We start from the raw sequence: 13,879 nt of genomic DNA, 5'->3' as shown, positions 1-13,879 counted from the left end.
CGCCGCCCGCGGGTGCTCGCGGTGGACGGCCCGTCACGCCGCCCGCGGGTCTCGGGGTGAACCCGGCCTGTCGCCCCGACCACACGGTCTCGCGGCGATCCCGGCCCGTCACACCGCCCGCAGGGCCTCCCGGTGCGCCCCGCCTGTCGCTCCGACCGCGGACCTCATGATGATCCCGGTCTGTCGCCCCGACCTCGGGGCCTCACGGTGATCCCCGATCTCCGGCCCGTCACACCGCCCGGAGGGTCTCGCGGCGACCCCAGTCTCTCGCCCCGGCCCCGCGGTGATCCCGGCCCGTCACACCGCCCGCAGCGTCTCCCGGTGGGCCCGGTTCGTGGCCATCAGGCCGTCGAGGGCGTCGCGGGTGCGGATCAGTTCGGCGATGTGGTCGGTGAGGCGGTCGCGTTCCTCGGCCATCCGCTCCAGCGCGGCGTCGGACGTCTCCGCGCTGGGCGCGTCGACGCACGGCAGCAGTTCGATGATCGTACGGCTGGACAGTCCGGCCGTGTACATCCGCTGGAGGAACGACACCCGCTCGACCGCGTCCTCGGTGTAGTGCCGCTGCCCGCTCGCGCTGCGCCTGCTGGTGAGCAGCCCCTGCTCCTCGTAGTAGCGCAGGGCCCGGACACTGACCCCGGCCCGCGCCGAGAGCTCCCCGATGCGCATGTGTTCCTCCCGAACGGACTTGACCCTCACATCGACGTCAGGTTTTAGCGTAACCGCGTCCCCGGACACGGGGACGACGGATCACGAAGGAGACGTGACGTGACGACGCTTTTCACCGGATTCCAGCTGGGCGGACTGCGGCTGCCCAACCGGGTGGTCATGGCCCCGATGACCCGGGTGCGGGCCGCCGAGGGCGGTCTGGCCACGCCCTCGATGGCGCGCTACTACGCCCAGCGGGCCTCCGCCGGCCTGATCGTCAGCGAGGGGGTGCAGCCGAGCCTGATCGGGCAGTCCAATCCGGGCACCCCGGGGCTGTACACCGACGAGCAGGTGGCCTCGTGGCGCCCGGTGACGGAGGCCGTGCACGCCAACGGCGGCCGGATCTTCGCCCAGATCATGCACGGCGGCCGGGTCTCGCACCCGGACACCACCGGGCTGCGGCCCGTCGGGCCCTCGGCCGTCCCGGCCACCGGAGAGGTGTTCACCCCCACGGGACCGCAGGCCGCCCCGGTGCCGCGGGCGCTGCGCACGGACGAGGTGGGCGAGCATGCCGGGTCGTACGCCGAGGCCGCCCGCCGTGCCGTCGACGCCGGGTTCGACGGGGTGGAACTGCACGGCGCCAACGGCTACTTGATCTCGCAGTTCCTCTCCTCCAACGCCAACCTGCGCACCGACCGGTACGGCGGCTCGGTGGCGGGCAGGATCCGCTTCGCGGTGGAGGCGGCCGCCGCGACCGTGGACGCCGTGGGCGCGGACCGGACCGGGATCCGGCTCTCACCGGGCGGCGGTTTCTGGGGAGTCGAGGAGACCGACACCCCCGAGCTGTACACCGCGCTGCTGGCCGAGCTGGCTCAACTCGACCTGGCTTACGTCCATCTGGAGGCCACCGCCCCCGAGGAGACGCTCGTCGCCCTGCGGCGGGCCTGGCCGGGAGCCCTCGTCATGAACCCGGTGCTGCCGATGGGCGCCAAGCAGACCGGCCGCGCTGAGGCCGAGCACTGGCTCGGACTCGGCGCCGATCTCATCAGCTTCGGCCGCGCGTTCCTCGCCAATCCGGACCTGGTCGAGCGACTGCGCACCGGGCTGCCGATCGCGCCCGCCGAGGAGGCCACGTACTTCGAGGGCGGCGACCGCGGCTATCTCACTTATCCCGCATACCAGTACACGGCGTGACGTCCAGGCCGCGAGGACACCACGAAAGGGTAACGAAGGTCAACCAGAGGCAATGTGCGGTGGTCTAGCCCGGCATGAAGATCTCTTTCCTGCTCCACAACGCCTACGGGATCGGAGGCACGATCACCACCACGTTCAATCTGGCCCAGGCCCTGGCCCGACGGCACGACGTGGAGATCATCTCGGTGCTGCGGCACCGGGAGCTCCCCAACTTCGTGCTGGATCCCCGGGTTTCGCTGCGGCCGCTGGTCGATCTCAGACAGGAGAAGGAGCACCCCTTACATCTGAGACCGGCGCGGGTGTTCCCGCGAGCCGAGTACCGGTACGGCCAGTACAGCGAGTTGACGGACCAGCGCATAGCCGAGGCCCTCGCCACGACCGACGCGGACGCGGTGATCGGCACCCGGCCCGGGCTCAACGTGCATCTCGCGCAGGAGGCGCCCGGCCATGTCGCCCGGGTCGGGCAGGAGCACCTCACCCTCGACAACCACTCGCCGAGGCTGCGAACCGCGCTGCGCCGGGCCTACCGCGGGCTCGACGTGCTCACCACGGTGACCGAGGCGGACGCGGCCTCCTACCGGCGCCGGATGCGGCTGCCCGGCGTACGCGTGAAGGCGCTCGCGAACAGCGTGCCGGATCCCGTGCTGCCTGCCGCCGACGGCTCCGCCAAGGTGGTCGTCGCGGCCGGGCGGCTGGTCAGGGTGAAGCGGTACGACCTTCTCGTCGAGGCCTTCGCCGCGGTCGCCGCCCGGCATCCGGACTGGCAGCTGCGCATCTACGGCAAGGGGGAGGAGCACGACCGGCTGCGGCAGCTGATCACCGACCTGAAGCTGTGGAACAACGTCTTCCTGATGGGGGCGGCGGCCCCCATGGAGGCCGAGTGGGTCAAGGGCTCGATCGGGGCGGCCACCTCCGACTTCGAGCCCTTCGGCATGACCATCGTCGAGGCGATGCGCTGCGGACTGCCCGTCGTGAGCACCGACTGCCCCCACGGGCCCGCCGAGATCATCGCGGACCGGGTGGACGGGCGGCTGGTGCCGGTCGGGGACCGGGACGCGCTGGCCGGGGCCCTGCTGGAGCTGGTCGGGGACGACGAGTTGCGCCGCCGTATGGGCAGGGCGGCGCTCGAGAACGCGCGACGGTTCGCTCCCGAGCCGGTCGTCGAGCAGGCCGAGGAGCTCATCGCGGAGGCGGTCGCGGCCCGCCGGGCGGGGCGGCCGGTGGTGCGGGAACGCCAGGGCGGGGCCCTGTCCGCCCGGGGTTCCGCCGCCAGGGACACCGCGCTGGTCGCGGCGAGCGGCGCGCTGCGCCTCGTACGGAAGGGACGGTCATGACCACACCACGCGCCGGGTGCGCGGTCGACGCGGACGGCAGGATCACCTTCGAGGTGCCGCAGGCGCACGGCCTCAGTCTCCTGCTGCGGCTGCGTCCGAAGAAGGGGCAGCCCGAGGAGAGCCTGCACGTCCTCGACCTGCTCGACCCGGACGCGGCCGACGAGGGGCGGGCGCGTGCCGTGCTGGACGCCGATCCGGTGCTTCCGGAGGGGCGGTGGGACGTGTATCTGCTCCAGGGCTCCGAGCGGACGCGGCTGCGCCCGGGTCCGCGGGATCTGCGCGCGCTGGTCGACGGGCATCTGCGGGAGCGGCGGGGCCCGTTGGCCGTACGGGTCCCCTACGTCACCGTGGACGGTTTCCTGGCGGTGCGCACCTGGCTCCGGCCCGCGCACGCGGAGGTCGACCGCATCGACGTCACGGACCGGACGCTGACGGTCGCGGCCCGGCTGCACGGCTCCCCGCTCGCCGAGGGCGCCCGCGTGGAGCTGAGGCTGCGGCGGGACAAGGCCGTCACCCGGACTCTGGAGCCCCTGGTGGAGCCGGACGGCCGCGGGTTCTCCTGCACCGTCGACGACACGTCGGCCCTGGACACCGGCATCTGGGACCTGTTCCTACGGCCCGCTCCCGGCGCCCCGACGATCCGGCTCGCCCGGCTCCTGGACGACGTGGCGGACCGCAAGCAGGTCTTCGTGTATCCGGGGGCCACGGTCGGGGGTGCGGTCGTGCGGCCGTACTACACGGTCGACAACGACCTGTCCCTGGAGGTGACGCGGGCGGGCTGAGACACCTCCCTGGTGAGGTTTACCCCCACCGCACGTGCGGGGCGGCTCGGCTCACCCCCAACGCACGTGCAGGGTGGGCGGCTTGCGGAAGACCAGGCCGTGCGGGGCGGTGGGGTGGTCGGGGTCGAGGCGGAGGGCCGGGAGGCGGTCGAGCAGGTGCCGCAGGGCGATCCTGGTCTCCAGGCGGGCCAGGTGGGCGGCGAGGCAGTAGTGCGGGCCGTGCGCGAAGGCCAGTTGGAGGCGGGCGTTCTCGCGGCGGACGTCGAAGCGGTCGGGGTCCGGGAAGACCGCGGGGTCGCGGTTGGCGCCGGTCAGGGAGACGGTGACGAGGTCGCCCTCGCGGATCGCGGCCGGGCCGAGGGCGGTGTCGCGGGTGGCGTAGCGGTCGACGACCGCCGCGCCGGGTTCCAGCCGCAGGGACTCCTCGATCGCGCCGTCGAGGAGAGCGAAGTCATGCCGGACCAGGGCGAGTTGGTCGGGGTGCCGGAGGAGGTGGAGCAGCGCGTTGGTGATCATCGCCTCCGTGGTCTCTATGCCGCCGAACATCAACACCGCGGCGTTGGAGGCCACTTCGGGCAGGGTCAGCCGGTCGGCCGCCGCCGCGAGGAGCGAGGTCCCGGCTCCTTCCCCGACGGTGGCCTCGACCGCCGCCCGGAGCTGTGCGTACGCCTCGGGGCCCGCGGGGTCCGCCGTGTGGCCCGCCGTGAGCTCGGAGACGGCCCGCACGATGCTGTCGTACCAGGCCAGGACCGCGTCCGTGCCGACGCCCGCCAGTCCCAGCGCCCGGGTCACCACCGCCACGGCGAGCGGTCCGGCGAAGACGCGGCGGAGTTCGGCGGCGCCCCGCGGTTCGAGCGCGGTGACGAGCCGGTCGGTCTCCTCCTCGATGAACTCGGCGAAGCCCTCCCGCACTTCACGGGGGCGGAAGGGCGCGGCGAAGGGCTCGCGGTGGCGGGTGTGCTCGGCGCCGTCGAGGGAGAGCATGCTCGGTCCGACGACCTGTGCGGTGGAGAAGCGGGGGTCGTCGACGGTGAAGGTCTCGGCGTCCCGCATCACGTCGAGCGCGAGATCGCGGCGGGTCACCAGCCAGCCGTTCAGCTCGGGCAGCCAGGACACCGGCTCGTGCGCACGGAGTTCGGCCAGGCGCGGGTGCGGGTCCCGGGCGAGTTCGGCCAGCGTGGTCGCGGCGCCGAGGGGGAATTCGATCACGGTGCCGAGGCTAGCAACCGTCCGTCGGCGGCCCAGCGGTAAATGCGTGGCGGTGAACGGCGGCCCGGGGTTAGGCTCCCCGGCGATGACGACTCACACCTCTCAGCGATTGGGGGTCCCGTCCGCGCAAGGTGAGTGCTGATGCTCCCTTCGACCGCGTACGAGGACTTCCGTACCTCCTTCTGGCCGCGCGTGCGCGAGTTCGCCGTGCCGGCCTCCATGATCGAGACCGCGACCGCCCGACGCCTCGCCGGGGACTGGGCGGGGGCGTGTGCCGCCGCGGGTTTCGACGTAGACCTCAACCTCCGTGCCGTGGCCCGCGATCGTGGCCGGGAGCTGGCGTCCCGGGTCCGCGCGGATCTGCGCGCCCTCGCACCCGACCTGCTGCGCTGGCACATGCCGAGGGTCGCCCCGGACGGGCTGTTGCGGCCGGGGCTGACCCTGACGCTGGCGCGGTACGAGGCCGCCGAGGGCCCTGTGCACCTCGTGGCCCGGACGGCGCCCGCCTGGGCGGACGCCGGTCAGCGGATCAGCCTCACGTTGTGGTCCCGCCCCTCGGACGACGCCGTACGACACCCGCATCCCCGCCCGAACCCACGCTTCCGCCTGGACCTGCACCGGCATCTGTGGGATGCGGGCAGGAGCGGGGAGTTGTGGGAGCGGGCCGGGGCGGGGAGCCTGCTGGAGCGGCGTGGGGATGAGGGGCTTCTGGAACTGCCCCAGATCGGAGACCTGCCCGATCTGTGGGAGCGGTCCGCGGTCGATGGGCTACGACAACGGCCCGCGCCCGGGGATCCACCGCAGCAGACCCCGCCCGGGGAGCCCTCAACCGATGCCGAGTCGCTCACCCTGCTGCCCGACACCTGTGCCGTGGACCGCTGGGCGGCCGAGGCGCGGATTCTGCTGGGCGCCGAAGGGCGGTCGGTGGGGCGGGTGTTGGTCCGGTGCGGGGGACGGCGGCGGGTGGTGTGGGAGGTGGGCCCGCACCAGGCGGTTCCGGTGCCGTGTGATGGCCCTGTGCCCCTCGTCCCCGTCCTGCCCGACGCGGCGACCTGGGTCCTTCCCGACCTCGCACTGCTCCGCACCGGCGCGATCGAGGCCGGTCGGCTGCACCCCCTGGTCGCGGCGGCCCTCGCCCCGGGCCGCGCGGCCACCGGTCCGCCCCCGCTCCCCGACCGGCCGGGACAACCGCGCACCGTGGAGTGCCGGGGCGCCCCCCACCGGATCGGCCTGGTCGACGGGGTGCTGGCCCCGCTGGACCACGACCCGGAGGAGATCCGCCGCGAGGAGCTCCTGGTCGCGCTGACCGGCACCCCGCTCCCCTGCCTCCAGGCCATCGACGAGGCACACCGCCGCCCGCACTGTCTCGACGGCGTCCGCGAACGCCTCGTACACGGTGACGTCGCCGGCGCCCTGGCCGTCGTGGAAGGTCTGCTCGGACCCGAGGCACTGCTGCGCCCCGGTCCGCTCCGGGACGAACTGGAGGCCGCGGCGCAACGGCGGATCACCTACGGCCTGTTCAGAACGGGCATGACCGGACCCGGCCCCGCCTGGTTCCGCCCGCGCCCGAGCCGCCGCCGCTCCCACGACCACCGCACCCGTCCGCACCGCGCGACCCGCCGCTGACGGGCCCCGGACCGCCGGACCCGGGCCCCACAGCCGAACACACGCACCTCCTTCCCAAGACCCAAAGGTGATGCCCCATGCCCATGACCGCACTCGCCCCCACCTCCCAACTCGACGTCGCCGCAGACCTGTTGGCCCTCCTGCGCGACTCCACCACCGAACCCCGCCCCGACGACCAGCTGGAGGCCCTCACCCTGGCCGTGGCCGCCGATCTGCCCGTCCTGCTGTGGGGTGAGCCCGGTATCGGCAAGACCGCGGCGCTGACGCAGCTCGCCGCCGCCCTGGACCTCCCGCTGACCACCGTGATCGCCAGCGTGCACGAGCCGTCGGACTTCTCGGGGCTGCCCGTGGTCGGGGACGATCCCGCGACCCAGGGCGTGCCGATGGCCCCGCCGGACTGGGCGGTACGGCTGGTGCGGGCCGGCCGCGGGCTGGTCTTCCTGGACGAGCTGTCCACCGCCCCGCCCGCCGTCCAGGCCGCGCTGCTCCGGCTGGTGCTGGAGCGGCGGATCGGCGCCCTGCGACTGCCGCCCGGGGTACGGATCGTGGCCGCCGCCAACCCCCGTTCCTCGGCGGCCGACGGCTGGGAGCTGAGCCCGCCGCTGGCCAACCGGTTCGTCCATCTCCAGTGGACCCACGACCACGACGTCGTCGTACGCGGACTGGGCGGGACCTGGCCCCGGGCCACCCTGCCGCGGCTGGACCCGGAGAAGCTGCCGGGGGCCGTGGACTTCGCGCGGCGCGCGGTGTGCGGGCTGCTCGCGGCCCGGCCGACGCTCGTGCACCGGCTGCCCACCGGGGAGACCCAGCGGGGCGGGCCCTGGCCGTCGCCGCGCAGCTGGGACATGACCCTGTCCCTGGTCGCCTTCGCGACTGCGGCCGGCTCCTCGCGGGACGTGCTGTCCTCGCTCGTGCGCGGCACGGTCGGCGACGGCCCCGGCCTCGAACTGCTGGCGAGCCTGGACCGGCTGGACCTGCCGGACCCCGAGGACGTGCTCGCCGACCCGGCGGGGGCCGTGCTGCCCGAGCGGGGCGATCTGCGCCAGGCCGTGCTCGACGGCGTGGTGGCGGCCGTACGCGCCCGTCCGGAGCGGGCCCGTTGGGACTCGGCCTGGGCGGTGCTGGTGCGGGCGCTGGAGACCGGGGCGCCGGACCTGGTGGTGGTGCCCGCGACCACGCTCGCGTCGCTGCGCCCGGAGGACTGGGACGTGCCCGCGGAGATCGAGAAGCTCGCCGGGACGGTGGCGCTGTCCCGGCGCGCGGACCGGGCCGCGGTCGCCGCGAAGGGCCGCCGATGAGCACGCACACCACCGAGGAGGCGGTCCGGCTGGACCGCGACAAGCTCTTCGCCGCCCGCCTGCACGCGGCCCGGACCCGCCCCTACCTCGCCACCGCGCTGTTCGCCCTGCACATCGTCAAGTCGGATCGCGTGCCGACCATGGGCGTCGACCGGTACTGGCGCTGCTATGTCTCGCCGGCGTTCGTGGCCCGGACCCCGGTGGAGGAGCTGGCGGGCGTGTGGGTGCACGAGGTGTCGCACCTGCTGCGCGACCACCACGGGCGCGGCGACCGGCTGGCCCGGGAGCGCGGGCTGACCGGGGTGGGTGACCGGCTGCGGATGAACATCGCCGCGGACTGCGAGATCAACGACGACGTGTACGGCGACGGGCTGGTCCGGCCGAAGGGCGCCGTCCAGCCTCACAAGCTGCGGCTGCCCGCCGACCGGCTGATGGAGGAGTACGTCAGCGGGATCAGCCTCGGGCCGCTCACCCTGGACCTGTCCTGGCTGGACTGCGGCAGCGGCGCGGACGGGCTGGAGCGTGAATGGGACCTGGGGCCGGACGGCGCCGACGGGCTGAGCGAGCAGGAGCGCGACCTGGTGCGCTTCCGGGTGGCGCAGGGCATCAACGCGCGGCCCGGCAGCACCCCGAAGGGCTGGCGGCGGTGGGCGGAGGAGGCGTTCCATCCGCCGCAGCCCTGGCGGGACCTGCTGGGCGCGGCGCTGCGCTCGGCGGTCTCCGGCGGGGGCGCGGGCGACGACTACAGCTACGGCCGTCCGGCGCGCCGCTCCGCGGGCCTGCCCGGCGTGGTGCTGCCGAGTCTGCGGCGCCGGCCGCCCCGGGTGTGCGTGATCATCGACACCTCCGGCTCGGTCAGCGACGACGAACTGGGCAGCGCGCTCCTGGAGGTGGCCGCGATCGCCCGTGCCGTGGGCGGCCGCCGTGACCTGGTCCACGTGATGTCGTGCGACGCGGCGGCCGGGGCGGTGCGTCCGCTGTGCCGGTCCGAGGGCATCCCGCTGGTCGGCGGCGGGGGCACCGATCTGCGCACGGGCTTCCGGAAGGCGCTGCGTTCGCATCCCCGACCGGACGTCGTCGTGGCCCTCACCGACGGCGGGACGCCCTGGCCGAGCGCGCGGCCCGCGTGCCGTACGGTCGTCGGGCTGTTCTCCCGGCCGGGCGTGAGCCAGGCTCGACGCGAGAGCAATCCCGAGTACGTGCCGAAAGCGCCGCCGGCGTGGGCCCGCGTGGTCGAGATCGGGTCGGCGCCGACGGCCCGGTGAGGTCCGCGGGCATCCGGGCTGGACGTGGGGGTGGTCGGCCACGAGATCATGGGTGCCTGCGATGTCCGGAGCACATTGCGCGCCTGGGTGGGAGGAGCGTCATGACCAATGTCGACGTGCACCAGCATCTGTGGAGCCCCTCGCTGGTGGCGGCCTTGAGGTCACGCCGCGAACCGCCGTGTCTCGACGGCTGGACCCTGTATCTGGACGGCGAGCCGCCCTACGACCTCCCGCCCGCCGACCACGACGTGACCCGGCGCGCGGAACTCGCCGCCACCGACGGCCTCGGCCTGGCCCTCGTCTCGCTGTCCGCGCCGATCGGCGTGGAGTGGCTGCCCGCGGCCGAGGCCCGGCCCCTGCTGGACGCCTACCACGAGGGCGCTGCCGCGCTGCCCGAGCCGTTCGGGGCGTGGGCGGCCGCCGGTGTGCGCGACATCGATGCCAGGGCGACGGCCGACGCCCTGGACCAGGGGTTCGTCGGGCTCCAGCTGCCCGCCAACGCCCTGGTGGACGCCGAGGGTTATGCCCGGTGCGCCCCGTTGCTCGAGCTGCTGGAAGAGCGCGACCTGCCGCTGTTCGTCCACCCGGGACCCGCGGCCGGCGGCGCCGAGGGGCCCGGCTGGTGGCCCGCGATGGTCCCCTACGTCCAGCAGATGCACGCCGCCTGGTTCGCCTTCCGCGCCTTCGGCCGGCCCCGCCACCCACGGCTGCGGGTCTGCTTCGCGCTGCTGGCCGGGCTCGCCCCGCTGCACGGCGAGCGGTTCGCCGCCCGCGGTGACGGCGGGAGCGAGCCGGACCCGCTGGTCTTCGTCGAGACGTCCTCCTACGGTCCTCGCGCGGTCGAGTCCGTCGTCCGGGCCCTCGGCGTGGACGCCGTGGTCCAGGGCTCGGACCGGCCGTACGCGGAACCGCCGCAGCACCCCGGGCACGGGCTCGGCGGAGCGGCGGCGTACGCCTTCCGGATCGCCAACCCGCGCAGACTGCTCACCGGGAAGGAATGACCGGGTCAATTAATGGCAACGGTTTTCACATACCGGCCGCCTGAGCTGTTTACGACAATCATTTCCATCTAGCGTGACGGGGCAATCAGAACCGCGCTTGGAGGATCCATGTCCACGTCCCCGTCCCGCCGCCTCGCGCTGCTCGTCGGCGCCTCCGTCGCCCTGTTGGCCGGCTGCGGCAGCTCCTCGGACTCCGGGAGCGACGGGAGCGCGTCCGCGGCCCCGGCCGCCGCGTCCAAGGTCGCCGTCGTCGCCTCCACGAACGTCTACGGCGACATCGTCGCGCGCATAGGCGGCGACAAGGTCTCCGTGACCTCGGTCATCAGCGACCCCGACCAGGACCCGCACTCCTACGAGGCCAGCACCCAGAACCAGCTGGCCCTGTCGAAGGCGAAGGTCGTCGTCGAGAACGGCGGCGGCTACGACGACTTCGTGGACCGCATGCTCAAGAGCGGCGGCAATACCTCCGCCGAGGTGATCAACGCGGTGAAGGTCTCCGGCAAGACAGCCCCCAAGGGCGGCGAGCTCAACGAGCACGTCTGGTACGACTTCCCGACGGTCGCGAAGATCGCCGACCGCACAGCCGCCGCCCTCGGCAAGGCCGACCCCGCGAACGCCACCCTGTACACGAAGAACGCCGACGCCTTCAAGGCGGACCTGAAGCCGCTGGAGGCCAAGGAAGCGCAGATCAAGAAGGAGCACGCCGGAGAGGGGATCGCCATCACCGAGCCGGTGCCGCTGTACATGACCGGGGCGAGCGGCCTGGTCGACAAGACGCCCGCCGCGTTCAGCGAGGCCATCGAGGAGGGCACCGACGTCTCCCCCAAGGTCCTCCAGGAGGCGCTCGCTTTGTTCTCCGGCAAGCAGGTCGAGGCGCTGGTCTACAACGAGCAGACCTCCGGCCCGCAGACCGAGAAGTCCGAGCAGGCCGCCAAGGCGGCGGGCATCCCGGTGGTCCCGGTGACGGAGACCCTGCCCAGCGGCGAGAACTACCTCACCTGGATGACCGGTAACGTCGACGCGCTCGCGAACGCGCTGGGCAAGTGAGCTCCGTCATCAGCCTGCGCGGGGCCGCGCTCTCCTACGGCCCGCGCACGGTCTGGCGCGACCTCGAACTCGACGTGCGGCCAGGGGAGTTCCTCGCGGTGCTGGGCCCGAACGGAGCGGGCAAGACCAGCTTCGTGCGGGCCCTGCTCGGCCGGCAGCCGCTGTCCGCCGGGGAGTTGACGGTCCTCGGCCGCACTGCCCGGGAGGCCGCGCGGCACATCGGTTACGTCCCCCAGCAGGCCACCCTGTCGGCGCAGGCGATGCTCCGCGCCCGGGACCTCGTGCGGTTCGGCATCGACGGCCACCGCTTCGGACCGCGTCTGCGAACGGCCGCCGTGCGCAAGCGCGTTGACGAGATCCTCGACTCCGTGGGCGCCTCGGCCTACGCCGACGTACCCGTCGGCCTGCTCTCGGGCGGTGAGCGTCAACGCGTCCGCATCGGGCAGGCGCTCGCGACCGACCCCCGCATCCTGCTGTGCGACGAGCCGTTGCTCTCCCTGGACCTGCACCACCAGCGCGCGGTCACCGAGTTGGTGGACGCCCGCCGCCGTTCCCACGGCACGGCGGTGGTGTTCGTGACGCACGAGATCAACCCGGTGCTCGACCTGGTGGACCGGGTGCTGTACCTGGCACCGGGCGGCCACCGGGTCGGCACCCCCGACGAGGTCCTCACCTCCGCGTCCCTGTCCCGGCTGTACGGCACCCGGGTCGACGTCGTCCAGGTGCAGGGCCGGATCGTGGTGGTCGGCGCCCTCGACGAGCACGCGCACCACCTGCCCGAGGAGGTCCGGCCATGAGCGTCTGGCACCAGCTGTTCGACTTCGAGAACTATGGCGAACTCCTCGTCCTGGTCCGCAACTCGCTCATCGTCGGAGCAGCCCTCGGTCTGGTCGGCGGACTCGCCGGGGTCTTCGTCGCCATGCGCGACCTGCCCTTCGCGGTGCACGGCATCAGCGAGCTGTCCTTCGCGGGCGCCTCCGCGGCGCTGCTGCTGGGCACGAACATCGTGGCGGGCTCGATCACCGGCTCCCTGCTCGCGGCCGGCGCGATCGGCGTGCTCGGCACACGCGCGCGGGACCGCAACTCGGTGATCGGCATCCTGATGCCGTTCGGACTGGGCCTGGGCGTGCTCTTCCTCGCCCTCTACAAGGGACGGGCGGCCAACAAGTTCGGCCTGCTCACCGGCCAGATCGTCGCCGTGGACACCCCGCAGACGACCTGGCTGCTGATCACGTCCGCGGTGGTGCTGATCGCCCTCGCGGTGATGTGGCGCCCGCTGGCCTTCGCCAGCGCCGATCCCGACGTCGCCGAGGCCCGCGGAGTGCCGGTGCGCGGTCTCTCCTTCGCCTTCATGATCGTGCTCGGCCTGGCGGTCGCCCTGTCCGTGCAGGTGGTGGGCGCCCTGCTGGTCCTCTCCCTCCTGATCACCCCGGCCGCGGCCGCCGCCCGCGTCACCGCGTCCCCGGTGCTGCTGCCGCTGCTCAGCGTGGTCTTCGCGACGGCCTCGATCGAGGGCGGCATCCTGCTGGCCCTGGGCAGCAGCATCCCGATCAGCCCCTACGTCACCACGGTCTCGTTCGTCTTCTACGTCGGCTGCGGCGCGGTCGGCCGGTACCGGACCCGGCGCCGGGGTGCGCGGCGAACGGTTCCGGCACCGGCCTGAGAGCTAGGCCGGTTCCGCACCGGTCTAGGAGAGGCGCTGCCCGTTCCGCACCGTGCGCGGCGACGCCCCCAGCTCCTTGCGGCACGCCTTGTTGAACGCCTGGAGGTCGGGGATGCCGACCGTGGCCGCGATCGCCGGGATGGCCAGCGTCGAGGCGACCAGCAGATGCCGGGCCCGGTCCATGCGGCGGCGCCGGATGTAGGCGACGACGGTGAGGCCGGTGTCCTCGCGGAACAGCCGGGTCAGGTGGGTGTGCGAGACGCCCGCGGCACGGGCGATGCCGGGGACGGTCAGGGGGCCCGCCAGGTGCTCCTCGATATGGGCGACGGCCGTGCGCAGGGCGGGGTGCCGGGCGCCGGGGCGGCTCTCGGCGGCTGTCAGGCCGGTGGTGCGCCACAGCACGGTCCACAGCTCGGCGGCGGCCCGGGTCTTCGACTGCGCGTTCGCCGCGACCGTCTGCCGCAGCAGTCCGCTCAGCACCCCCGCCTCGGCACCGGCGTCCTGCATCACCGGGACCCGGCGCCGCTCGCCCTCGCCGGGCAGCCGGAAGTGGGCGTACAGGTGCTCGCAGCGCGCGGTGTCGTAGTGGAAGTGGACCTCGGTGTCCGGCGGGACGAGGCTCACATGGCCGGGGCGGATGGGGTGCCGGGAGCCGCCGAGACCGAGGGTGCCGGAGTAGCCGTAGAGATGGAGCTGCCACAGCCGTGGCAGCCGGAACACCTCGTGCGGGCCCGCGAAGCCGTGCACGCCGACGCCCGCGTTCTCCACCTGGGGCGGCAGCTCCAGGGCCAGGTCGACGTGTGTGGTCATGATGG

Annotated in this window: 13 protein-coding genes; 10 read left to right on the top strand and 3 right to left on the bottom strand. The window is 73.7% G+C overall.

Going from position 1 to position 13,879, the window contains the following annotated elements; all coding sequences use genetic code 11:
- Window positions 1-297: 297 nt before the first annotated feature.
- Window positions 298-666 carry a MerR family transcriptional regulator gene (locus tag OHN19_RS38130; protein ID WP_330268561.1) on the bottom strand — a complete coding sequence of 123 codons (369 nt, stop codon included), beginning with the start codon at window positions 664-666 and terminating at the stop codon, window positions 298-300.
- Window positions 667-765: 99 nt separating this feature from the next.
- Between OHN19_RS38130 and OHN19_RS38125 the strand changes: the two genes are divergently transcribed.
- The 3 genes from OHN19_RS38125 to OHN19_RS38115 all read left to right on the top strand — a co-directional run bounded on the left by OHN19_RS38125 (window position 766) and on the right by OHN19_RS38115 (window position 3,955).
- Window positions 766-1,839 (top strand): alkene reductase, encoded by a 1,074-nt coding sequence (locus OHN19_RS38125; RefSeq protein WP_330268560.1) that lies wholly within the window; start codon window positions 766-768, stop codon window positions 1,837-1,839.
- Window positions 1,840-1,913: 74 nt separating this feature from the next.
- Window positions 1,914-3,173, top strand: a complete 1,260-nt coding sequence (locus tag OHN19_RS38120) for a glycosyltransferase family 4 protein (protein WP_330268559.1) — start codon at window positions 1,914-1,916, stop codon at window positions 3,171-3,173.
- On the top strand, window positions 3,170-3,955 hold the full coding sequence (locus tag OHN19_RS38115; protein WP_330268558.1) for a hypothetical protein: 786 nt from the start codon (window positions 3,170-3,172) through the stop codon (window positions 3,953-3,955). Before OHN19_RS38120 ends, OHN19_RS38115 begins: the two co-directional genes overlap by 4 nt.
- Window positions 3,956-4,006: 51 nt before the next feature.
- Here OHN19_RS38115 and OHN19_RS38110 read toward each other — a convergent pair whose 3' ends face one another.
- On the bottom strand, window positions 4,007-5,164 hold the full coding sequence (locus OHN19_RS38110) for a cytochrome P450 (protein WP_330268557.1): 1,158 nt from the start codon (window positions 5,162-5,164) through the stop codon (window positions 4,007-4,009).
- Between the two features lie 141 nt (window positions 5,165-5,305).
- Here OHN19_RS38110 and OHN19_RS38105 point away from each other — a divergent pair, with 141 nt between their 5' ends.
- From OHN19_RS38105 to OHN19_RS38075, 7 genes are all read left to right on the top strand, one after another.
- Complete coding sequence (locus OHN19_RS38105) at window positions 5,306-6,790, top strand: hypothetical protein (RefSeq protein ID WP_330268556.1); 1,485 nt, start codon at window positions 5,306-5,308, stop codon at window positions 6,788-6,790.
- Between the two features lie 77 nt (window positions 6,791-6,867).
- Window positions 6,868-8,088 (top strand): AAA family ATPase, encoded by a 1,221-nt coding sequence (locus tag OHN19_RS38100; RefSeq protein ID WP_330268555.1) that lies wholly within the window; start codon window positions 6,868-6,870, stop codon window positions 8,086-8,088.
- Entirely contained in the window at window positions 8,085-9,353 is a 1,269-nt protein-coding gene (locus tag OHN19_RS38095) for a DUF2201 family putative metallopeptidase (RefSeq protein ID WP_330268554.1), read from the top strand. Before OHN19_RS38100 ends, OHN19_RS38095 begins: the two co-directional genes overlap by 4 nt.
- 101 nt (window positions 9,354-9,454) lie before the next feature.
- Complete coding sequence (locus OHN19_RS38090; protein WP_330268553.1) at window positions 9,455-10,354, top strand: amidohydrolase; 900 nt, start codon at window positions 9,455-9,457, stop codon at window positions 10,352-10,354.
- Window positions 10,355-10,462: 108 nt separating this feature from the next.
- Window positions 10,463-11,401 carry a metal ABC transporter solute-binding protein, Zn/Mn family gene (locus OHN19_RS38085; RefSeq protein ID WP_330268552.1) on the top strand — a complete coding sequence of 313 codons (939 nt, stop codon included), beginning with the start codon at window positions 10,463-10,465 and terminating at the stop codon, window positions 11,399-11,401.
- Window positions 11,398-12,198, top strand: a complete 801-nt coding sequence (locus tag OHN19_RS38080; protein ID WP_330268551.1) for a metal ABC transporter ATP-binding protein — start codon at window positions 11,398-11,400, stop codon at window positions 12,196-12,198. Before OHN19_RS38085 ends, OHN19_RS38080 begins: the two co-directional genes overlap by 4 nt.
- Window positions 12,195-13,064, top strand: a complete 870-nt coding sequence (locus tag OHN19_RS38075) for a metal ABC transporter permease (protein WP_330268550.1) — start codon at window positions 12,195-12,197, stop codon at window positions 13,062-13,064. The genes OHN19_RS38080 and OHN19_RS38075 overlap by 4 nt, the downstream gene beginning before the upstream one ends.
- A gap of 24 nt (window positions 13,065-13,088) precedes the next feature.
- Here OHN19_RS38075 and OHN19_RS38070 read toward each other — a convergent pair whose 3' ends face one another.
- The gene (locus OHN19_RS38070) at window positions 13,089-13,874 is read right to left on the bottom strand and encodes an AraC family transcriptional regulator (RefSeq protein WP_330268549.1); all 786 of its coding nucleotides are present in this window, start codon (window positions 13,872-13,874) and stop codon (window positions 13,089-13,091) included.
- Between the last annotated feature and the right edge of the window lie 5 nt (window positions 13,875-13,879).

Source organism: Streptomyces griseorubiginosus, from assembly GCF_036345115.1.
Taxonomy (GTDB): domain Bacteria; phylum Actinomycetota; class Actinomycetes; order Streptomycetales; family Streptomycetaceae; genus Streptomyces; species Streptomyces griseorubiginosus_C.
This window is presented reverse-complemented; position numbering and strand designations above follow the sequence as displayed.

Coding starts and splice junctions, on each gene's coding strand:
- OHN19_RS38130 (WP_330268561.1), bottom strand. CDS start 666: ATGCGCATCGGGGAGCTCTCGGCGCGGGCCGGGGTCAGTGTCCGGGCC.
- OHN19_RS38120 (WP_330268559.1), top strand. CDS start 1,914: ATGAAGATCTCTTTCCTGCTCCACAACGCCTACGGGATCGGAGGCACG.
- OHN19_RS38115 (WP_330268558.1), top strand. CDS start 3,170: ATGACCACACCACGCGCCGGGTGCGCGGTCGACGCGGACGGCAGGATC.
- OHN19_RS38105 (WP_330268556.1), top strand. CDS start 5,306: ATGCTCCCTTCGACCGCGTACGAGGACTTCCGTACCTCCTTCTGGCCG.
- OHN19_RS38100 (WP_330268555.1), top strand. CDS start 6,868: ATGCCCATGACCGCACTCGCCCCCACCTCCCAACTCGACGTCGCCGCA.
- OHN19_RS38095 (WP_330268554.1), top strand. CDS start 8,085: ATGAGCACGCACACCACCGAGGAGGCGGTCCGGCTGGACCGCGACAAG.
- OHN19_RS38090 (WP_330268553.1), top strand. CDS start 9,455: ATGACCAATGTCGACGTGCACCAGCATCTGTGGAGCCCCTCGCTGGTG.
- OHN19_RS38085 (WP_330268552.1), top strand. CDS start 10,463: ATGTCCACGTCCCCGTCCCGCCGCCTCGCGCTGCTCGTCGGCGCCTCC.
- OHN19_RS38075 (WP_330268550.1), top strand. CDS start 12,195: ATGAGCGTCTGGCACCAGCTGTTCGACTTCGAGAACTATGGCGAACTC.
- OHN19_RS38070 (WP_330268549.1), bottom strand. CDS start 13,874: ATGACCACACACGTCGACCTGGCCCTGGAGCTGCCGCCCCAGGTGGAG.